This is a genomic window from Pseudoalteromonas sp. 23_GOM-1509m (assembly GCF_000518425.1).
GTDB lineage: Bacteria > Pseudomonadota > Gammaproteobacteria > Enterobacterales > Alteromonadaceae > Pseudoalteromonas > Pseudoalteromonas tetraodonis.
Genome location: NZ_KI912433.1, coordinates 59,692 through 79,169 on the forward strand (window position 1 = coordinate 59,692; position 19,478 = coordinate 79,169).

Sequence of the window (19,478 nt, forward strand, 5' to 3'; positions counted from 1 at the left end):
CAGCATATTCGCTAGGTTTTGGACGTATTGAGTGGCTATATAAGCCACTCAATATTCATATTTAAGGTTGTAAAGCCTGGCGGCTAAAATAGATGCCATCACACTGTGTACACGGAATAATTTGCGTTGCATGATAAACATCGTAACTATGGTTGCAATTCTTACATACTAATGTGCCCATGGCTATCCATTCACCTGCGTGATAAACACCATTATGCTTAAAATCTTCACTTAATGACTGCCATTCAAGCTGTGTTTTGTCTTCAATATGAGAAAGCTCAAACCACAATGACTCTTTAAGCTCCTGCCATGCAAGCGAATTATAGTAGTTGTTATTTTCTTGTAGATGAGAAATGTCACGCATTAGGTAATTACGATAAAGATAATATTTTTCTTCACCTAAATCTTTAAGTGCCTGCTCGGATTCAATAAATCGCTTTACTGCTGCTTTAACTTCATGCTCTTTTACATCTTTTAACCAATCGGTTAAATCGCTTAGCCATGCTCTGTAATCTGCCATTTTTTACTCCTTCAAAATTGTGAGGGGACTGATATTTATACGGCGCTATTAGCTGTTGATAAAAACAACACCATACAGGCTTTGCCTAGCTTAAACCTCAAATACTTGCGTGTAAACTCAACTAAAAAGATTAACAAACGCTAAGTTAAAACTGACTCCTAACATAGATAAGTATAGGTTAACCTGCACTGAAAACTAATTTAGCGGCAAATTTGTAAAAAGCGCCGCTTTGGCGCTGTGAATAACGCTTTATTTGGGGTATCCTATCGACAATTTTTTATTAGTATGCAAGAAGTTTGGAAACGTAAATGCAAGAGCAATATAACCCACAAGACATAGAGTCAAAAGTCCAACGCTACTGGGAAGAAAACCAAGTATTTAAAGTCACTGAAGACGAGAGCAAAGAAAAGTACTACTGCCTCTCAATGTTTCCTTACCCAAGTGGTCGACTGCATATGGGTCATGTGCGTAACTACACCATTGGTGACGTGGTTTCTCGCTTTCAGCGCTTGCAAGGCAAAAACGTAATGCAACCTATGGGTTGGGATGCGTTTGGTTTACCTGCAGAAAACGCGGCTATTAAAAATAAAACAGCCCCTGCAAAGTGGACTTACGAAAATATTGATTACATGCGTAACCAGCTTAAGCAATTAGGGTTTGGCTACGACTGGGATCGCGAAATTGCGACATGCCACCCAGAATATTATAAATGGGAACAATGGTTCTTCACTAAGCTTTACGAAAAAGGCCTAGTGTACAAAAAAATGTCAACGGTTAACTGGGATCCTGTGGATCAAACAGTATTAGCTAACGAACAAGTAATTGATGGTCGTGGTTGGCGTTCAGGTGCGGTAGTAGAACAAAAAGAAATTCCACAGTGGTTTATAAAAATTACCGACTATGCTCAAGAGCTATTAGACGACTTAGACAAACTAGAAGATTGGCCTGAGCAAGTTAAAACCATGCAGCGCAACTGGATTGGTCGCTCTGAAGGGTTAGATATCGAGTTTACGCGTACCGACAATAACGAAAAATTTAGTGTATACACCACTCGTCCAGATACGTTTATGGGCGTGACATACCTAGCCGTTGCCGGTGGCCACCCAATCGCGCAAGAAGCGGCTAAAAACAACGACGCGATTGCGATGTTTGTTGAAGAGTGTAAAAACACTAAAGTTGCCGAAGCGGATATGGCAACCATGGAGAAAAAAGGCATTGCAACGGGCTTTTACGCCACGCATCCATTAACGGGCGAGCAAGTGCCTATTTGGGTTGCAAACTTTGTATTGATGCATTACGGCTCAGGCGCGGTAATGGCAGTACCAGCGCACGACCAACGTGACTTTGAATTTGCCACCGCTTATGGCCTCGATATTAAACAAGTTATTGCCCCTGCTGAAGGTTCAGAGCTTGAAGTAAACCTAAGCAAAGAAGCATTCACCGAAAAAGGCGTACTGGTTAACTCAGGTGAATTTGATGGCCTTGATTTTGAAAACGCCTTTAACGCTGTTGCCGACAAATTAGAAGCATTAGGTGTAGGTGAGCGTAAAGTAAACTTCCGTCTTCGCGATTGGGGCGTAAGCCGCCAACGTTACTGGGGCTCTCCAATCCCAATGCTGAGCGATGAAAACGGGAACGAGCTTGCTGCCACTGAAGATATGCTCCCTGTGCGTTTACCAGAAGATGTGGTAATGAATGGTGTTACATCGCCAATTAAAGCCGATCCAAATTGGGCTAAAACAACTGTAAACGGTGTACCCGCTACTCACGAAACAGATACTTTTGACACCTTTATGGAATCATCGTGGTATTACGCTCGCTACTGTAGCCCACGCCATGACGAAGGCATGTTAGACCCTGCAGCAGCTAACTACTGGTTACCAGTAAACCAATACATTGGTGGTATTGAGCACGCTATATTGCACTTATTATATTCGCGCTTTTTCCACAAATTATTACGTGACTTTGGTTTAGTTAATTCAGATGAACCATTCGACCGCTTACTTTGTCAAGGTATGGTACTTGCTGAAACATTTTATCGTAAAGATGAAAAAGGTGGCGACATTTGGATTTCGCCAAGTGATGTAAACACCGAAACCGACGACAAAGGTCGCGTAACTAAAGCATGGCATAAAAAAGATGGTGAACCGGTGTTCTCATCTGGCATGAGCAAAATGTCTAAGTCGAAAAACAACGGTATAGACCCACAAGAAGTTATTGCCCAATACGGTGCAGATACAGTGCGTTTATTTATGATGTTTACAGCACCACCAGAGCAAACACTTGAATGGTCAGATTCAGGCGTTGAAGGCGCACATCGTTTCTTAAAGCGTGTGTGGAAATATGCGGTAGATGTTAAAACAGTAGGTTACCAAGCACTTGATAAATCGGCGCTTACTAACCCGCAAAAAGTACTACGTCGTGAGCTACACAAAGCAATCGCAAAAGTGAGCGATGATGTAGAACGTCGTCAAACCTTTAACACCGCTATTGCCGCAATTATGGAGCTTTCTAACAAGCTATTAAAAGCGCCATTAAGTGACACACAAGATGTTGCCATTGCTAACGAGGCACTGGAAGCATTAATAATTATGCTGGCACCTATTACACCGCATTTATCGCATCAATTATGGCAAGACCTAGGTAAAGAAGGTGATATTTTAGATGCGGCATGGCCAAAAGTTGACGAATCTGCTCTTGTTGAAGATGAAAAACTAATCATCGTACAAGTAAACGGTAAGCTGCGTGCAAAACTAACAGTGGCTGCTGATGCTACGCAAGAGCAAGTAGAAGCTTTGGCATTTGCAGAGTCTAACGTGACTAAATTTACTGATGGTGCAACGATACGCAAAGTCATTTATGTACCCGGTAAATTACTTAACGTGGTAGCTAACTAATATGGCTGCTTTAAACGCCATTAAAAACGGACTAGCCTTAGTGCTAGTCTGTTTTTTGTTATCGAGCTGTGGCTTTCATCTTAAAAAAGCATCAAGCCTACCCGATGATTTAAAACAGCTAACGCTTGTGGGGGATGATCAAAAATCTGCTTTATTTAGCTATTTGCAAAGCGAACTGGCTATGAGCGATGTCACTTTAGTGCCTGCAAGTAAACAATCAGCGCAGCTTTATTTATTTAAAGAACAACTAGAGCGTCAAACCTTATCGTTGTTCCAAAACGGACAAGTAGCTGAGTACGAACTGGCATACAGCGTAAGTTATGTAGTAAAACGCCCGAAACAAAAAGCCATCGAAAAACGCTTTGAGTTATACCGTAACTACCAAGACGATCCAGATAACGCACTAGCAAAAGCAAAAGAGCTTGAGCTGCTAATTAGCGAAATTCGCCAACAAGCGAGTCGTCGTATTGTTAGAGAGTTGTCGCAACTATAATGCGTTGTTATGCAAATCAGCTACCGAGTGAATTAAAAAAAGGCTTAAAACCTTTTTATTTGGTTTTTGGCGAAGAGCCTTTTCAAGAAGCGCAATGTGTACAGCTCATTCGCGACACGGCAAAGGCACAAGGATTTGATGAAGTAATTAAATTCACTTTAGCTCAGGGCTTTGATTGGCAAGAAATAATCGCGCAATACCAAAGTATGTCGTTGTTTAGCGCGCGCACTATTATTGAGCTTGATTTAAACCAGCAAAAACCGGGGACACCCGGCGCAAACACCTTTAAAAAAATAGTAGAGCTTGAAAACCCTGATACGATCTTAATCGTGAAAGGCGCTAAGGCCAGTCAAGATGTTCAGCGCGGCGCGTGGTTTAAAGCACTTGATAAGCATGGGTTATTTGTACCCTGTTACCCACTTAGCGGAAATCACTTAAAGCGTTGGCTTGATGAGCAGTGCCAACGCTTGTCACTAAATATTCAAAACGAGGCCAAACTCAGTTTAATTAATGCCACTGAAGGCAACTTACTTGCGTGTTACCAAGAGCTTGAAAAACTAGCATTAATACACGGTGACGCTCTGATAACGCAACAACTGGTGATGCAAGGACTACTAAACCAAGCTAAGTTTGATATTTTTGATTTAAGTGATGCGCTTTTAAACGGCCACACCGCTCAGGCTATAAAAGTACTTAACAAACTTGCCAGTGATAACACTGAGGTTGTGAGTATCTTATGGGCCATCAATAAAGACCTTAATACATTATTGAGTGTGCAGCAGGGATTATTGCAAGGTGAGTCATTAGCAACCTTATTTAAACAAAAAGCGATTTGGAAAAATCAACAAGCGCCAGTACAAACAGCCATTAACAGGCTAAACATTCATACCCTAGAGAATATTAGCAGTGAACTGGCATTGTTTGATGCAAGTTACAAGCAAGGCGCATTGATTGCCCCTTATCAAGCATTGGCGCATATTTGCATTAAGTTCTGCCAACCGCTCGATATTCCACTTCCCTGCCATAGTAACCGTCAATAAAGGGAAATACATGATTGCAATTTTTGGTGGTACTTTTGATCCCGTTCATTTGGGACACCTTAATATGGCGCAGCAATGCGTTGCGACCTTTAAATTACACTCACTCTATTTTATGCCCTGTGCAATACCCGCGCACAAAGCGGCACCGGGGATCAGCACCGAGCATCGTATAGCAATGCTTAAAGCCGCAATTACACCTTATGCGCCGTTCAAACTTGATTTACGAGAACTGCAACGCAGCGGTCCGTCGTATTCTTTATTAAGTTTGCAAGAGCTAAGAGCAGAAAACCCCGATACCCCTATTTTATTTTTAATTGGCATGGACTCATTCAACAATTTCGATAAATGGTATCAATGGCAAACAATAACTAGCCTTTGTCATCTGGTGGTGTATCAACGCCCTGGCCAAATTTGTGATACACAGGGTGAACTTAAATGCTATCAACATAACGCTGTTACCACTGATATTGCCTTGCTGCAAAAAACAAATGCCGGACACCTTTACTTTTTAGAGGGGGAACAGCTGGATGCCGCATCCAGCGAGATCCGTCAAGCCCTTAAAAAAAGTACTAAAAAGAGTGAACTATTACCCGACGCCGTGAGTCACTATATTAAGCAGCACCAGCTTTATCAAGAGTGATTGGTATAAACCCCTCAGCGTGTTAAAATAACCGCTATTAAATTTTAAATTGAGACAAAACCTTGGATTCGAAACAACTACTCGCTTTTGCACTAGACAAAATTGACGATATGAAAGCACGCGATGTGATTCAACTTGACGTAACTGGCAGCTCAGACGTAACCGATTACATGATTGTATGTTCAGGCACATCAAGACGTCATGTATTGTCAATTGCTGATAACTTAGCAAAAGAAGCTCGCCACGCTGGTGAAGAGCCATTAGGGTATGAAGGCCAAAGCGATGGTGAATGGGCACTCGTTGATTTAGGTGATGTGATTGTTCACGTTATGCAAGATCAAGCACGTAGCTATTACGATCTAGAAAAGCTTTGGGGCTAATTGCTCCCTATTTTAGACAACGCTCGGAAGTAACGTCGTGAAAATACAAATGATTGCTGTTGGTACAAAAATGCCAGCATGGGTAGAGACAGGTTTTGCAGAGTATCAACGCCGCTTTCCCAAAGATATGGCATTGGAACTCATTGAGATCCCTGCTGGTAAACGTGGAAAAAATGCCGATATAAAGCGTATTTTGCACATTGAAGGTGAAAAAACCTTAGCCGCCATACCTAAAGGCAATCGTATTGTCACACTAGAAGTAACCGGTAAAGCACTGGATACTCATCAACTAGCGAAAAACATGGAAAAGTGGCAACTAGATGGTCGCGATGTCAGTTTATTAATTGGCGGACCTGAAGGCTTAGCCCCAGAGTGTATTGCTGCCTCTGAGCAAAAATGGTCGTTATCAAATTTAACGCTCCCACACCCTTTAGTACGCATTATTGTTGCTGAAAGCCTCTACAGAGGCTGGAGCTTAAATAACAACCATCCTTATCATCGCGAGTAGTTTCTTGCTATGCTAAAACGAAGACCCACCATTCGCGACCACTCAGCAGAAGCTAATTTATTTGCTCGGCGTGCATTCGTGGGTTTTATTTTTATATTAGTCCTTGTAGCAATATTGCTGTCTAACTTGTATAAAATCCAGGTTGATGATCATCAAGATTATCAAACTCGTTCTAATGATAACCGTATAAAAGTTATACCTATAGCCCCCAATCGCGGTTTAATTTACGACCGCAACGGTGTTTTGCTGGCCGAAAATAAGCCCGTTTATAACCTTGAGGTGATCCCCGAAGAAGTTGATGATTTAACCGCCTCTTTGAAGTCTATCAGCAAAATCATTGAAATAACCGAGCAACAACAAGCTGATTTTCTTGATGATATAAAACATACTCGACGTTTTAAAAGTCAAGTCCTCAAAGCCCGTTTAAATGAAAACGAAGTAGCGATGTTTTCAGTAAACCAACATAAGTTCCCAGGCTTTAGTATTGAGGCACGCCTAGCGAGATATTACCCCTTTGGCGATACTTTAACCCATGCATTAGGCTATGTCGCAAAGCTCAATAGAAAAGAATTAAACAAGCTTGAACAACAAGATGAAGCCACAAACTACCGAGCCACGCATGATATTGGTAAACTGGGTATCGAAAAATACTACGAGCCGTTATTACATGGCCAAGTTGGCTCACAACGAGTTGAAGTTAATAACCGCGGCCGAATTATCCGCACTTTAAGTATGGATCCACCGCAAGCGGGTGACGACTTAGTACTTACTCTCGACATTGGTTTACAACAAATAGCCCAACATGCACTTAAAGATATGCGCGGCGCTATTGTGGTAATGGATGCAAAAGATGGCGGCGTTTTAGCACTGTATTCAAACCCAAGTTATGATCCCAATTTATTTGTGCACGGTATTAGCAGTAAAGACTACAAAGCCTTACTCAACCCTGATCGTCCACTGATCAATCGCACGACTCAAGGTCGCTACGCACCAGCATCTACTGTTAAACCACACATGGCTATTTTGGCATTAGAAGAAAATATAGTGCAAGAAACCACCAGCATGTGGGATCCGGGCTTTTTTCAAATTCCCAACGTAGAGCATAGATGGCGTGATTGGCGACGTTGGGGCCATGGCCATGTTGATGTTTATAAAGCAATAGAAGAGTCATGCGATACCTACTTTTATGACGCAGCCTATCGAATGGGGATCACAAAAATAAGTAACTTTATGGCTCGCTTTGGCTTTGGTGAATTATCCGGTATTGATATTCATGAAGAAACAACCGCTATTTTACCCTCAAAAGAGTGGAAAGAAGCCCGTTTTAAAGAGTCTTGGTGGCCTGGAGATACTATTTCTGTAGGAATTGGCCAAGGTTATTGGACTGCCACCCCCATTCAAATAGCGAATGCCACTAATATTTTAGTTAACAGAGGGATAAATCACCCTCCTCATTTAGTGCAAGTTGCTAAAAAAGAAGATCAAATTACTCAGCTCAATAATGAAGAAAAACCGCCGGTTGTACTCAATAACGAAGATAACTGGCGCATCGCGATTGATGCCATGCATAACACCGTTAAAAAAACTACCGGAACTGCCCATCGTGCATTTAAAGGGGCTACTTATGACCCTGCAGGTAAAACCGGTACTGCCCAAGTGGTGAGTATTGCTCAGGGCGAGCGTTACGACGCCGATGCACTCAAAGAGCGCCAACGCGACAACGCCATTTATATAGGTTTTGCCCCGTTTAATAACCCACAAATTGTTGTCTCTATTGTGGTAGAAAATACCGGTGGGGGAAGCTCAGTAGGTGCGCCCATTGCGCGCCAATTAATGGATTACTATTTTGCAGCTAACCCAATCCAATCTTCAGGGGACAAAGCACCATGACAGCTTTACATGATAAGCGCTCTATTTGGCTGCGACTGCATATTGATTTGCCACTTTTTATTGCGTTATTGTTGATGATGGCCGGTAGTATCACCATTGTATACAGCGCCTCAGGGCAAGACTCTGCCATGATGGTTCGCCATATTACGCGAATGGCTGGCGCCATTATAGGTATGTTTGTACTTGCTCAAATTCCACCAGCGACTTTAAAACGTTTAGTTATTCCCATGTATTGCCTAGGATTACTCATGCTGGTTGGGGTACTGCTATTTGGTGTAAGTTCTAAGGGAGCTCAACGCTGGTTAGATTTAGGCATTACTCGCTTTCAACCCTCAGAGCTAATGAAACTAGCGGTTCCGATGATGGTTGCTTGGTATATTGGCCGCCACCATTTGCCGCCGCGTCCGTTACATTTAGTCATTGGCTTTGCCATTGTTATGCTGCCTACCCTACTAATTAAAGAACAACCTGATTTGGGCACCTCAATTTTGATTGCCAGTTCCGGTGTATTTGTATTGTTTTTATCAGGCTTGAGCTGGCGTTTAATCGGCTTTTTAAGCTCGGTTGTTGCTTTGGCAGCATGGCCATTTTGGCACTACGGTATGCACGATTATCAAAAGCAAAGGGTACTGACCTTTTTAGACCCTGAGAGCGATCCGCTGGGTTCTGGCTATCATATTATTCAATCAAAAATTGCCATTGGTTCAGGCGGTATCGAAGGAAAAGGCTGGCTGCAAGGCACGCAATCGCAGCTAGAATTTTTACCTGAACGACATACTGACTTTATTTTTTCAGTACTGAGTGAAGAGTTTGGCTTATTTGGTGTGTGTGTTTTACTTAGTTTATATTTATTTATTATTGGCCGTGGACTGTATATTGCGGTTAACGCACAAGATGCGTTTGGTAAACTATTAGCCGGCTCACTCACGCTCACATTTTTTGTTTATATTTTTGTAAATATTGGCATGGTATCGGGTTTGTTGCCTGTTGTAGGTGTACCGTTGCCATTAATTAGTTATGGCGGTACCTCGATGGTGACCCTGATGGCTGCATTTGGCATTATTATGTCGATTGCCACAGATAAAAGGATGCTCTTAAAATAATGCGCCTTTACAAACAACTTATAATTATTATTCTCGTTAGCCTCTTTTTAAGTGCATGCAGCAGTTCAAATAGTCGTTACAGCATGCGCCATGATGCGGCGCCGCTTCGTGCACCGACCGAATTAGAAATGCAAGATGCCATTGTTACTCAAGTTATTAAAAGTGCGAGTACTACGCGCCCCTACGAAGTGCTTGGCAAACGTTATACCCCGATGCTCGATGAAACCGGCTATTCAGAAACGGGCATTGCTTCGTGGTATGGCCGTAAATTTCATGGGTATCACACCTCTAACGGCGAAATTTACGACATGTTCGCGATGACCGCAGCCCATAAAACGTTGCCTTTACCTAGTTTTGTGCGGGTAACAAATACGGCTAATGGCAAATCAATTATTGTTCGTGTTAATGACCGTGGCCCCTTTCATGATAATAGAATTATTGACCTTTCTTATGCCGCTGCATACAAACTTGGATACCATAAGTACGGTACAGCAGAGGTTAAGCTAGAAGCCATTACTCTAGCCGATACCCATGCACGAAAAACCTACGTTCAAGTTGCCGCGGGCAGTACCTTAGCCAACATAGAAGCGTTAGCAAGTACACTGCGAGAACAGTATAAGTTACCGACAAATATCGTTGAAAAAGACGCTATTTATAGATTGCACTTAGGGCCAATAAAAGATGCCCAACATGCGCAACAAGTACTAGAAACATTAAAACAAAATCAATTTCAAAACGCGTTCTTGCTTTACACTCAGTAAGCCCTTTAGAATGGGAATACGCATATTTTTAACTTTAACCATTAATGAGTATGATGAAATCTATTAAACATAAAATTCTTACTGGTGTTTGCGGCTTAGTCTGTTCTGCCGCCGTATTTTCAGCCACCGCCCAAATTATTCCAGCGCCTCCTCAAGTTAATGCAAAAGGTTACTTTTTGGTGGACTTCACCACAGGTAAAGTTATTGCAGAAGGCGAGGCTGATACCAAACTCGCACCGGCCAGCTTAACTAAAATGATGACCAGTTATGTAATTGGTACCGAAATTAATGCTGGTAATATTGCGCCTACCGATATGGTTACTGTTAGTGAAAAAGCGTGGGCAAAAAACTTCCCTGAATCATCAAAAATGTTTATTGAAGTCGGTAAACAAGTTAGTGTCGATGATCTTAACCATGGCATTATTATTCAATCAGGAAATGATGCATGTGTTGCTATGGCAGAGCATATTGCTGGTAGCGAAAGCGCGTTTGCAGATTTAATGAATGCTCATGCCGAAAAAATAGGCATGACTAATACGCATTTTGTTAATAGCCATGGCCTTGATACTGATGCGCATTATACAACGCCACGCGACATGGCAACATTAGGGGCCGCACTTATCAGAGATGTGCCTGATGAATACGCTCTATATAAACAAAAGTCTTTTACCTTCAATGGCATAAAGCAATATAACCGCAACTCGTTGTTGTGGGATGAAAGCCTAGATGTAGATGGTATTAAAACGGGTCACACATCTGATGCCGGTTACAGCTTAGTCACCTCTGCAACAAAAAACGACATGCGTTTAATTGCCGTTGTAATGGGCACCTCAAGTGAGCGCGCGCGTAAAGTAGAAAGTAAAAAACTACTAAACTACGGTTTTCGCTTTTTTGAAACAATTACCCCGTATAAAGCCGGCGACAGCTTTGCTGAGCAACGTGTTTGGATGGGCAATAAAGAGAATGTTTCTTTAGGAATTTTAGAAGATACACCTATTACTATTCCTCGTGGTCAGCATAAAAACCTTAAAGCAAACTTTGAGCTAGACGATACCCTTGAGGCACCTTTAGCTAAAGGCACAAAAGTAGGTACTTTATTTTTACAGCTTGAAGGCGAAGATATTGCACAATATCCGCTAGTTACACTTGAAGAAATACAAGAAGGTAGCTTCTTTAGTAAAATATATGACTACTTACGCTTACAGATTATGTAATTGCGAGTAAAGTAATATTAACGCCTCCACTGTGAGGCGTTTTTTTTTGCTTGAAAAGTGCTAGAATGCGCCCCATATATACCAATCGTATTGAATGACTATCATTGGCTTGGGTCAACAATAGCATCATTTCAAGATTGCCATTAGCCTGTCAGTTTTAAGCTTCGCGTTTTAGCAAAGCCAACACTTTTTGTTTGAGGAGTTCCCGTCGTGGTTGAACCTGTTAAAGACACTAAATTTGATGAGTACTTAGAGTACCCTTGCCCATTTACATTTAAAATTATGGGTCTAGCTAATGTAAACTTAACTGATCAAATTTTAGCTAAATTACAACCTATTGCTCCAGGTGATTATGCGCCAAAAGTAAAACCAAGCAGTAAAGGTAATTACGAGTCTGTAACGCTAGTAGCTACTGTAACAAGCGGCAAACACATTGAAGAAATTTACAACGTGATCAGCAACATCGATGACGTACGCCATATGCTTTAATCCATAGTTGAGATTTGTTGTGAGCGAAAACACCCTAATCGTACGCCAACTGGGTCGTCAGCGTTACATGCCGATTTGGCAAAAAATGCAAGAGTTTACCGACACCCGTGATGAAAATACCCCAGATGAAATTTGGCTGGTAGAGCACGAAAGTGTATTTACCCAAGGCCAAGCCGGTAAAGATGAGCACTTGCTCGCCCCAGGTGACATTGAAGTGATTAAAGTGGATCGTGGCGGACAAGTAACTTACCACGGCCCAGGTCAGCAAATGATGTATGTATTATTTAACTTACGTCGTTTAAAGATTGGCGTACGAGAGCTAGTAACATGGCTTGAGGAATGTATTATTGAATCCCTTGCTGAGTACGGTATTGATGCATACGCAAAAGCCGATGCACCCGGTGTTTACGTGAACGACAGCAAAATTGCCTCTTTAGGCCTAAGAGTTCGTCGTGGCTGCTCATTTCATGGCTTAGCATTAAATGTTAACATGGACCTAAGTCCATTTTTACGCATCAACCCTTGTGGTTATGCGGGCATGAATATGGTGCAAACTAAAGAATTAAATGGCCCTCAAAACCTTGAAGCTGCAGGTCAAGGGCTGGTAAAACACATGATCAAAAAGCTTAATGCAACACAGGTTAAGCATACTGAAGGGTTTGAAAACGAATGAATAAACCAGTCAAAATGGAACCAGGTGTAAAACTACGCGACGCAGAAAAAATGGCGTTGATCCCCGTTAAAGTTTTACCAACTGAAAAAACCGAAATGCTCCGTAAGCCAGAGTGGCTTAAAATCCGCCTACCCAAGTCAACTGAGCGGATTGACGGCATAAAACAAGCAATGCGTAAGCATGGCCTTCACTCGGTATGTGAAGAAGCCTCGTGCCCTAACTTATCAGAATGTTTTAACCACGGTACGGCGACCTTTATGATTTTAGGGGCTATTTGTACACGTCGTTGCCCATTTTGTGATGTAGCACATGGCCGTCCATTAAAGCCCGATGCAGCAGAGCCTGAAAAGCTTGCACTGACCATTAAAGACATGAAGCTAAGCTACGTAGTGATCACTTCGGTAGACCGTGATGATTTACGTGACGGTGGCGCTCAGCACTTTGCCGATTGTATCCGTGAAATTCGCAAGCACAATCCAGAAATCACCATTGAGATATTAGTCCCTGATTTTCGTGGTCGTATGGACAGAGCGTTGGAAATATTAATTGAAACGCCGCCAGATGTATTTAACCATAACCTAGAAACAGCACCACGTTTGTACAAATTGGCGCGTCCAGGTGCTGATTACAAGTGGTCACTTGAATTATTACGTCGCTTTAAAGAAGCACACCCTGAGGTTAAAACTAAATCGGGGTTAATGGTTGGCCTTGGTGAAGAAATTAGCGAAATTGAAGAAGTACTGCGTGATTTACGTGAGCACAACGTTGATATGCTAACCGTAGGCCAATACCTACAACCCTCTAAGCATCACTTACCAGTAAAACGCTACGTGCCGCCTGCTGAGTTTGATGCACTAAAAGAGTATGCTGATGAAATTGGCTTTACACACGCGGCTTCTGGCCCGTTTGTACGCTCAAGCTATCACGCAGATCAACAAGCAGCGGGTAAAGAAGTAAAATAAGCCTTGCTGAACAACCGGCTGGTAAATAAGCCTGCTGATTAACAAAAAGCTGCCAACGAGCAGCTTTTTTTGTTTATGGGCGTTATTTTCAGCAAATGTAAAATAAAGTTAGGCTAAAGCGGGGTTACTTGAGATAATTACCGCTGATACCCTTAATTAGGTTCATTATGAAACTATTAGTTCGCAACTTATCTCGTGCTACCACTGAGCATGAGCTTCGTACTTTATTTACAGCGCACGGTAAAGTGACCACCTGTAACTTAGTACTCGATAAAGAAACTGGCCAATCAAAAGGTTTTGCTTTTGTAGAAATGCCAAACGACATTGAAGTTAAAGGCGCTATTAAAGCCCTTAATCAAACAACCGTTGATAAAAGCAAAATCCGCGTAAAACTAGCCGATGCTTAATAACGATTGAGGGGTTGGAAGTTTATACGTATTTTCAGCGTTTAACCTCGCTTTATATTGCTCAAAGCTTAGCTTTAACACTTTGAGCAATATAACCAATTGGGCTTATATCTGAGTTAACATCGCCTTTAATACCTGCTGCTTACTTACTATATCCCTGTACAACGCAAATTGATTTTTTGCGCGATCTAAATTGTGTCTCTCATGTTTAACACTAAAGTAATTATCGCCGTCTATATAGTCGGTTAAAAAGCGTAAGCCAATCATAAAAGGCATCACTTTAGCACCTAACCAAAAGCTTTGTTTTTCCGCGGCCGTTAATACTGATTTTAATGGTTCAACATAACCTTTAACAATTGCTGCAAAAATGTCTTCACGAACACCTACTTTTTCAAGCGCTGTTGAATCTTCTTGCTCTGCAGAGCAGAATGTTCTGACCATATCGCCAAAGTCATTAAGCCAATAACCTGGCATACAGGTGTCTAAATCAATCACCGCTTTTGCATCATTTGAATCTGAACAAAATAGCATGTTGTTTATTTTAGTATCGTTATGACACACGCGAATAGGGACTTTTCCAGCTAATGCATTGAGCTCATCAATGAGTGAGAACTGCGACAAGCAAAAATCAACCTCCTCCTGACAATGAGCTACACGTTTATGAGGATCGGCGTTAATAACTTGCTTAAAAACCTCTGCACGCATGGCTAAATTATGAAAGTTAGGGATAACTGCATGTAATTTGTTAGCGTCAAAATCCTCTAATGCTGCAGCAAATTGGCCAAATGCATTAGCCGCGGTTTGCGCTTGGCTAACAGTATTAACCACATCTTCGCTGTAACTGCCACCAATAAACTCAAGGGCTCGCCAAGTATCGTTATTATTATTTACTAAATAGTCATGCTGAGTTGTTGCTACATGCCGCACAATTGCTAAGTTGAACTCACCGACTTGCTGCTTTTTGCTTAAGTGTCGTTCTATTAATCTTGCATTATCAACAAGTAACTGTGGTTTTGGGAATACCACCGTATTGAGCTTTTGTACAACCAATGACCGCTTAGGTGTGCTCAATAACATGGTAGTATTGATATGCCCACTACCAATGGGTTTTATACTCGCATGCTTATCGTCAAGGCCAAAACTCTCAGATAAGTAAACTTCTATAGGAATTGAATTCATTTTCTACTTCACTCTTTTCGCCCAAGGCGACAATAATTTATATCAATTGCATTAAATTAGTGAACGATTACAGCGACAAGGAAATAACGCGATAACAAGGCGAAAATTATGATACATAGTTGTTCTATATAAATAATTTTTAACGCAGGTAGCGGGTTATTTAATACGCTAGATTGATCATGTTTTTAATAAAATTGGTATTAACACCTTTACGCTTGACGTAATGCGCACAAAGTAGCCGCAATGCTTGTCAGTTCTGATTTATAGGTAACCCCAAACCAAGGCTCTTTTGCAGTGTATACAAATACAGGCTGTGCTTTTACATTAATCGCTTGCTGGATTTGATCAGGTAAGTAATATTCTTGCTGAGTATTAACGTTATATTGCTGTAAAAACGTCTCAAAACCTTGTTGCAAATAATCAAAAAAGCACGGCGTGATCCCCCAAAAACTCATAGATCCTAGCGCATCTTGGCTAATTTTTTCACGCAAGCCCTGAGGATTATTTCCAACAATATGTGCAGACTCTTTTTGAATATTTAAATATTCCGTCACTGCAACAAGCTTTCCATCAGCAATGCTACATACCCCGCGATTAACCCCACCGTGCTCAGAGAGGGTATTGATAATCGGGTACCCCACCATTGCCCATTCGGGGCTATTTTTAAAATGCTCACTAAGCAATAAAAATGAAGACGCACCATAATAGTCATCTGCGGTAATAACAATTGCAGGGTTGTTAATATATGCTTTGGCACACAGTAACGCATGCCCTGTGCCCCATGGTTTTATACGTTGCTGTGATAGTGCTTTGTATGCATCAGGAACAAGCACGTTATGTTGCTCTACTAATACCACGTCAAGGGCTTTAGGTAAGCGAGGTAAAATAGTGTGTTCTATCTCACAGCGAACGGCTTGATTGATGATCAGTACAACCTGTGTCACACCGGCGCGATACGCATCAGTAATGCTTAACTCCATAATCGTGCAATTTAGCCCAGGTATTTCTGCTATTTGTTTATTGCCACCAAAGCGACTACCTAAGCCACCCGCAAGCACAACCAAACTCAGTTTATGTTTTTTCATTTAGAGTCTGCGCATTTATGAGGGTAATTTACCAAGCCAAGCTTGCAACCAAGGCTCAGTTACCGGCCATGGCTCAAAGTCTTCACAGGCATCGATTTCTAGTCGGTTACCAACAGGTTTAGCTTGTAAATCACGTAGTAGCTCATCAAAGCTGCGCCCTGCCCCACAAAACGTATCACCGTAACTTCTATCACCCATGGCAACAATACCAAAAGGCTTGTCTGTTAGCATTGGAAAAGTACTATTTAATTGATGATAAAGATCCGCTAAATTATCAGGAATATCGCCTTGCCCAGTGGTCGAGGTAACAATTAAAATATGCGAAGCATTTTTTATATCATCTAAAGTAGGCTGCTCGAAGACACTAACCTGATGACCAGCTTGCTCTAGCGTGTCGCTAACTTGCTCACTTAATCGCTCTGCACCGCCATACACGCTGCCAACAAAAATACTAATATGTGCCATTTAATAATCCTCTTCTTGTTCTGGCCACCCCAGCTGTTTGCAAATGTTTAACATTGCATCACCCAGCGGCGCTTTAATTGTTATGGGTTCATTATTGTAAGGGTGCACAAAGCTAAGCTCTGATGCAAACAACATTAGACGGCGAAGCGAAAAATGCTCCCTAAAAAACTGATTATGCTGGTTATCGCCATGATTTACATCACCAATAATAGGTAAAGACAAGTGCTTTAAATGCCGGCGTATTTGATGTTTGCGACCCGTTTTAGGAAAACACTCTACCAAAGAATAACGAACCGTTGGGTATTTTCCTATTGGGATAGGCAGCGCAGCTTGATGCAAACAATTAAATTGGGTTTGTGCTTCTTGCGCGGCTTTGTCTTGATCAGCAAACTTATCGGCTATTTTGTCGAGTTCTTCTTTTAACGGTTTATCTAAAAAAACAGATTCAGGCGCAAACCCGCGTACCAACGCTAAATAACGTTTTGTTATTGTGCCCTCAATAAATAATTGATTCATATCACGCGCCGCCTCTGAGCTTAATGCAAACAGTAATACACCCGAAGTAGGCCTATCAAGACGGTGAACAGGAAACACATGTTGCCCTATTTGATCGCGCAGCATTTGCATTGCAAATTGAGTTTCATGTTTATCTAAAAATGAGCGATGAACAAGTAGCCCAGAGGGTTTATCTATTGCTACATAATTTTCATCTTGATAAAGAATCGACAGTTCGCCGTATTCAATAGGCTCTGGGCGCTCACTCATTAGGCTCTCCTAAATATGAATCTAATTGGGTCAGTAAAGCGATAATGTCTTCGCTGCCTGATTTATCAGTGAGTGTCATTTGCGCCATCGGGGCGACTGCAAAATTGCGCGGTAACGGCTGCTTGTTGTCAATTAGCCGCTGTAACTTTTCAATAAATACAAACTGCAACCATTGTTCAAATACCAGTGTATCGTGACAAAACGGTACGCTAGAATCTAATAAATCGGGATTCAGTGGCTCAACCTGCCACAGTTGATGCTTTTTAAGTAGTGCCGCTAATTGCTGTAAATATATGTGGGTTTGCTGGTACATAATCACCCTTTGGTCTGTGTATTATGCAAGTATACCCTGTTCCCACAACAGTCGCTATGGCGTATAATTAAGGTAATTTTGTAGTAAAAACAGTTGGAAATCCATGAGTGAACATATAGCTACGTTAGGCCAGCTTTTAGATGGTGCAGGCACTCAATGGCGTGCTTTTGATATTGGCAGGCACATTACCAAGCTTGATAAACAACAATTTTTAGCCGTTGAACAAGCTCAAATTCCTTATCCTTACCCATTAGCAGGTCATGCATGGTTAGCGATTCAGTTTTGGGATAGCAAAGCCAGTAAAGAACCCTATGTGTGGTTCTTAAAATTCCCACTTGATGAGCAAAGTAAGTTAGTAAGCGCGAGCCGTGATCACTTTGCAGATATGGTTATTCAGGCACTAGGAACAGAAATTACCGGCGAGCAAGCCGATGGCACACTCGATAACAACCCTTATGTATTTACTCCGAACGCGAATAAATTAGCGGCGTTTAATGCACAAGTTAAAGTGTTGCTAAAGCAACCAGCGTCTCAATACTACGAGCACGCCCAACTCTACTTTAGTGGCCAAATTGGCTTTGATAATTGGCAAAATGTCGCGTTACAAGGCATTGCCGATTTTGCTTATCGTCTTCATAGTGCTGATAACTTAAAGCACTTACAAGCAGCGTGGCCTAAATTACCAGTTGAAGTATTACAGCCATTAAGTGCAATGCTTGAACACATCGAAATACCGCCCTCGTTAAGTGAGTTATTGTTAAGTTATGGGCAAACCGCCCTTAGTAATAATGATGTTGTTGCGGCCTCTGCCGCGCTGCGTGCAATATCATCAGGGCAAGCAGCAGGGCTTAGCGCACAACTTGTTGACTGCGCGCTTAACTCACCTTTAGGGCAAGATTCTGATATTTTGTTGACCATTGCTGGTCGCTGCTTCAAACAGTTAGAACAGCCACAGCGTTTACATGTGTTTATGGATAACTGTGCGCATCATGAGAAAATAGCTGAATTATTTCCTAGCGTTTTTGCAGATTTAGTTGCAATTGCGACTATTCGCCCTCACTTATTAGCTTTATTACGTGAAGAAAACAGAAGCGAGACATTAGCTCGCGCAATTGGAAGGTTATTCTCTTAAATGGCTAGTTTATGGACGTTCATACTTATTGGTGCTGTAATTTATTTTTTTTGGCTAAATCGTAAAATAGCCGAAGCAGCGAACGTTCATGCCAAACGGCAAAGCGAGCAATTGCAAGTGCAACTTATGAGTGTAGCTTGCAACAAGCGTCGATTTGGCATTTTAAAAAGTGGTAAACCGGGCATGAAAAGCGAATTTATTTTTGAGTTTTCAAGTGACGGTGAAAACGCCTACCAAGGGGTATTAATCATGGAAGATGAAAAACTAAAAAGAGTGGTTGTGCCACCACATAGAATATAATTTCTTAGCACAAAAAACTAAGGCGTAACCTCAGTTACGCCCCAATTGCAAACATCCTGTAAGGTATCCTTTACCTATTCCCTGTTTATCATCCTCTGAACGAGCAAACTACCGTGTTTACTCTCCATTGCATCCTGCAATATCCACTTGCCGCCTTGGCTATCCTGCGTAAACTAACGCTCCTGCAATTTCCTATCGCATCATCCTTGGTGTCCTTTAAATAGCTCCCAGCTATTTTAGTACTCCGTGTACTTCCTGTTTC

Annotated in this window: 22 protein-coding genes; 16 read left to right on the plus strand and 6 right to left on the minus strand. The window is 41.8% G+C overall.

Features of this window, described 5'->3' with window-relative positions; translation table 11 throughout:
- Positions 1–61: 61 nt before the first annotated feature.
- Complete coding sequence (locus tag N523_RS0113645; RefSeq protein WP_016898941.1) at positions 62–520, minus strand: zinc ribbon-containing protein; 459 nt, start codon at positions 518–520, stop codon at positions 62–64.
- 308 nt (positions 521–828) lie between these two features.
- On the opposite strand from N523_RS0113645, the gene leuS reads away from it, so the two are divergent.
- From leuS to N523_RS0113715, 14 genes are all read left to right on the plus strand, one after another.
- On the plus strand, positions 829–3,417 hold the full coding sequence (gene leuS / locus N523_RS0113650) for a leucine--tRNA ligase (protein WP_024601592.1): 2,589 nt from the start codon (positions 829–831) through the stop codon (positions 3,415–3,417).
- Between the two features lies 1 nt (position 3,418).
- Positions 3,419–3,910 carry an LPS-assembly lipoprotein LptE gene (locus N523_RS0113655; protein ID WP_016898943.1) on the plus strand — a complete coding sequence of 164 codons (492 nt, stop codon included), beginning with the start codon at positions 3,419–3,421 and terminating at the stop codon, positions 3,908–3,910.
- Positions 3,910–4,950, plus strand: coding sequence for a DNA polymerase III subunit delta (gene holA / locus N523_RS0113660; protein WP_028834087.1), 1,041 nt, complete (start codon positions 3,910–3,912; stop codon positions 4,948–4,950). Before N523_RS0113655 ends, holA begins: the two co-directional genes overlap by 1 nt.
- 10 nt (positions 4,951–4,960) lie before the next feature.
- Positions 4,961–5,590: a nicotinate-nucleotide adenylyltransferase gene (nadD, locus tag N523_RS0113665; RefSeq protein WP_028834086.1), complete on the plus strand. Its 630-nt coding sequence runs from the start codon at positions 4,961–4,963 to the stop codon at positions 5,588–5,590.
- 62 nt (positions 5,591–5,652) lie between these two features.
- Positions 5,653–5,970: a ribosome silencing factor gene (gene rsfS, locus N523_RS0113670; protein WP_013465348.1), complete on the plus strand. Its 318-nt coding sequence runs from the start codon at positions 5,653–5,655 to the stop codon at positions 5,968–5,970.
- Between the two features lie 37 nt (positions 5,971–6,007).
- Positions 6,008–6,478: a 23S rRNA (pseudouridine(1915)-N(3))-methyltransferase RlmH gene (gene rlmH / locus N523_RS0113675; RefSeq protein WP_002958522.1), complete on the plus strand. Its 471-nt coding sequence runs from the start codon at positions 6,008–6,010 to the stop codon at positions 6,476–6,478.
- A 9-nt stretch (positions 6,479–6,487) separates the two neighbouring features.
- Positions 6,488–8,368: a penicillin-binding protein 2 gene (mrdA, locus tag N523_RS0113680; protein ID WP_028834085.1), complete on the plus strand. Its 1,881-nt coding sequence runs from the start codon at positions 6,488–6,490 to the stop codon at positions 8,366–8,368.
- Complete coding sequence (gene rodA / locus N523_RS0113685; RefSeq protein ID WP_013465351.1) at positions 8,365–9,471, plus strand: rod shape-determining protein RodA; 1,107 nt, start codon at positions 8,365–8,367, stop codon at positions 9,469–9,471. The genes mrdA and rodA overlap by 4 nt, the downstream gene beginning before the upstream one ends.
- Complete coding sequence (locus tag N523_RS0113690) at positions 9,471–10,232, plus strand: septal ring lytic transglycosylase RlpA family protein (protein ID WP_028834084.1); 762 nt, start codon at positions 9,471–9,473, stop codon at positions 10,230–10,232. Before rodA ends, N523_RS0113690 begins: the two co-directional genes overlap by 1 nt.
- A 53-nt stretch (positions 10,233–10,285) precedes the next feature.
- Positions 10,286–11,446 carry a serine hydrolase gene (locus tag N523_RS0113695; protein WP_028834083.1) on the plus strand — a complete coding sequence of 387 codons (1,161 nt, stop codon included), beginning with the start codon at positions 10,286–10,288 and terminating at the stop codon, positions 11,444–11,446.
- A 210-nt stretch (positions 11,447–11,656) separates the two neighbouring features.
- Positions 11,657–11,935: a DUF493 family protein YbeD gene (gene ybeD, locus N523_RS0113700; protein WP_016898950.1), complete on the plus strand. Its 279-nt coding sequence runs from the start codon at positions 11,657–11,659 to the stop codon at positions 11,933–11,935.
- A gap of 19 nt (positions 11,936–11,954) precedes the next feature.
- Positions 11,955–12,608 carry a lipoyl(octanoyl) transferase LipB gene (lipB, locus tag N523_RS0113705; RefSeq protein WP_013465356.1) on the plus strand — a complete coding sequence of 218 codons (654 nt, stop codon included), beginning with the start codon at positions 11,955–11,957 and terminating at the stop codon, positions 12,606–12,608.
- A complete protein-coding gene (lipA, locus tag N523_RS0113710) occupies positions 12,605–13,570 on the plus strand; it encodes a lipoyl synthase (protein ID WP_013465357.1) in 966 nt (321 codons plus the stop codon). The genes lipB and lipA overlap by 4 nt, the downstream gene beginning before the upstream one ends.
- Positions 13,571–13,737: 167 nt before the next feature.
- Positions 13,738–13,977 (plus strand): RNA recognition motif domain-containing protein, encoded by a 240-nt coding sequence (locus tag N523_RS0113715; protein ID WP_008109433.1) that lies wholly within the window; start codon positions 13,738–13,740, stop codon positions 13,975–13,977.
- A 105-nt stretch (positions 13,978–14,082) separates the two neighbouring features.
- On the opposite strand, the gene N523_RS0113720 is transcribed toward N523_RS0113715, so the two are convergent.
- From N523_RS0113720 to N523_RS0113740, 5 genes are all read right to left on the minus strand, one after another.
- Entirely contained in the window at positions 14,083–15,156 is a 1,074-nt protein-coding gene (locus N523_RS0113720) for a phosphotransferase enzyme family protein (RefSeq protein ID WP_028834082.1), read from the minus strand.
- A 209-nt stretch (positions 15,157–15,365) separates the two neighbouring features.
- Positions 15,366–16,241 carry an NTP transferase domain-containing protein gene (locus N523_RS0113725; protein ID WP_028834081.1) on the minus strand — a complete coding sequence of 292 codons (876 nt, stop codon included), beginning with the start codon at positions 16,239–16,241 and terminating at the stop codon, positions 15,366–15,368.
- A gap of 15 nt (positions 16,242–16,256) precedes the next feature.
- Positions 16,257–16,706, minus strand: coding sequence for a flavodoxin (locus tag N523_RS0113730; protein ID WP_013465361.1), 450 nt, complete (start codon positions 16,704–16,706; stop codon positions 16,257–16,259).
- Complete coding sequence (gene truC, locus N523_RS0113735; protein WP_013465362.1) at positions 16,707–17,471, minus strand: tRNA pseudouridine(65) synthase TruC; 765 nt, start codon at positions 17,469–17,471, stop codon at positions 16,707–16,709.
- Positions 17,464–17,784, minus strand: a complete 321-nt coding sequence (locus N523_RS0113740; RefSeq protein ID WP_028834080.1) for a YqcC family protein — start codon at positions 17,782–17,784, stop codon at positions 17,464–17,466. The genes truC and N523_RS0113740 overlap by 8 nt, the downstream gene beginning before the upstream one ends.
- A gap of 103 nt (positions 17,785–17,887) precedes the next feature.
- Here N523_RS0113740 and N523_RS0113745 point away from each other — a divergent pair, with 103 nt between their 5' ends.
- Both N523_RS0113745 and N523_RS0113750 read left to right on the plus strand, forming a co-directional pair.
- A complete protein-coding gene (locus N523_RS0113745) occupies positions 17,888–18,916 on the plus strand; it encodes a DUF3549 family protein (protein ID WP_013465364.1) in 1,029 nt (342 codons plus the stop codon).
- The gene (locus N523_RS0113750) at positions 18,917–19,216 is read left to right on the plus strand and encodes a DUF3301 domain-containing protein (RefSeq protein WP_028834079.1); all 300 of its coding nucleotides are present in this window, start codon (positions 18,917–18,919) and stop codon (positions 19,214–19,216) included.
- Positions 19,217–19,478 lie beyond the last annotated feature (262 nt).

Bases quoted from the DNA above. Each gene is read 5' to 3' on its own strand.
- N523_RS0113645 (WP_016898941.1), bottom strand. From the start codon at position 520: ATGGCAGATTACAGAGCATGGCTAAGCGATTTAACCGATTGGTTAAAA.
- leuS (WP_024601592.1), top strand. From the start codon at position 829: ATGCAAGAGCAATATAACCCACAAGACATAGAGTCAAAAGTCCAACGC.
- N523_RS0113655 (WP_016898943.1), top strand. From the start codon at position 3,419: ATGGCTGCTTTAAACGCCATTAAAAACGGACTAGCCTTAGTGCTAGTC.
- holA (WP_028834087.1), top strand. From the start codon at position 3,910: ATGCGTTGTTATGCAAATCAGCTACCGAGTGAATTAAAAAAAGGCTTA.
- nadD (WP_028834086.1), top strand. From the start codon at position 4,961: ATGATTGCAATTTTTGGTGGTACTTTTGATCCCGTTCATTTGGGACAC.
- mrdA (WP_028834085.1), top strand. From the start codon at position 6,488: ATGCTAAAACGAAGACCCACCATTCGCGACCACTCAGCAGAAGCTAAT.
- rodA (WP_013465351.1), top strand. From the start codon at position 8,365: ATGACAGCTTTACATGATAAGCGCTCTATTTGGCTGCGACTGCATATT.
- N523_RS0113690 (WP_028834084.1), top strand. From the start codon at position 9,471: ATGCGCCTTTACAAACAACTTATAATTATTATTCTCGTTAGCCTCTTT.
- N523_RS0113695 (WP_028834083.1), top strand. From the start codon at position 10,286: ATGAAATCTATTAAACATAAAATTCTTACTGGTGTTTGCGGCTTAGTC.
- lipA (WP_013465357.1), top strand. From the start codon at position 12,605: ATGAATAAACCAGTCAAAATGGAACCAGGTGTAAAACTACGCGACGCA.
- N523_RS0113715 (WP_008109433.1), top strand. From the start codon at position 13,738: ATGAAACTATTAGTTCGCAACTTATCTCGTGCTACCACTGAGCATGAG.
- N523_RS0113720 (WP_028834082.1), bottom strand. From the start codon at position 15,156: ATGAATTCAATTCCTATAGAAGTTTACTTATCTGAGAGTTTTGGCCTT.
- N523_RS0113725 (WP_028834081.1), bottom strand. From the start codon at position 16,241: ATGAAAAAACATAAACTGAGTTTGGTTGTGCTTGCGGGTGGCTTAGGT.
- N523_RS0113730 (WP_013465361.1), bottom strand. From the start codon at position 16,706: ATGGCACATATTAGTATTTTTGTTGGCAGCGTGTATGGCGGTGCAGAG.
- truC (WP_013465362.1), bottom strand. From the start codon at position 17,471: ATGAGTGAGCGCCCAGAGCCTATTGAATACGGCGAACTGTCGATTCTT.
- N523_RS0113740 (WP_028834080.1), bottom strand. From the start codon at position 17,784: ATGTACCAGCAAACCCACATATATTTACAGCAATTAGCGGCACTACTT.
- N523_RS0113745 (WP_013465364.1), top strand. From the start codon at position 17,888: ATGAGTGAACATATAGCTACGTTAGGCCAGCTTTTAGATGGTGCAGGC.
- N523_RS0113750 (WP_028834079.1), top strand. From the start codon at position 18,917: ATGGCTAGTTTATGGACGTTCATACTTATTGGTGCTGTAATTTATTTT.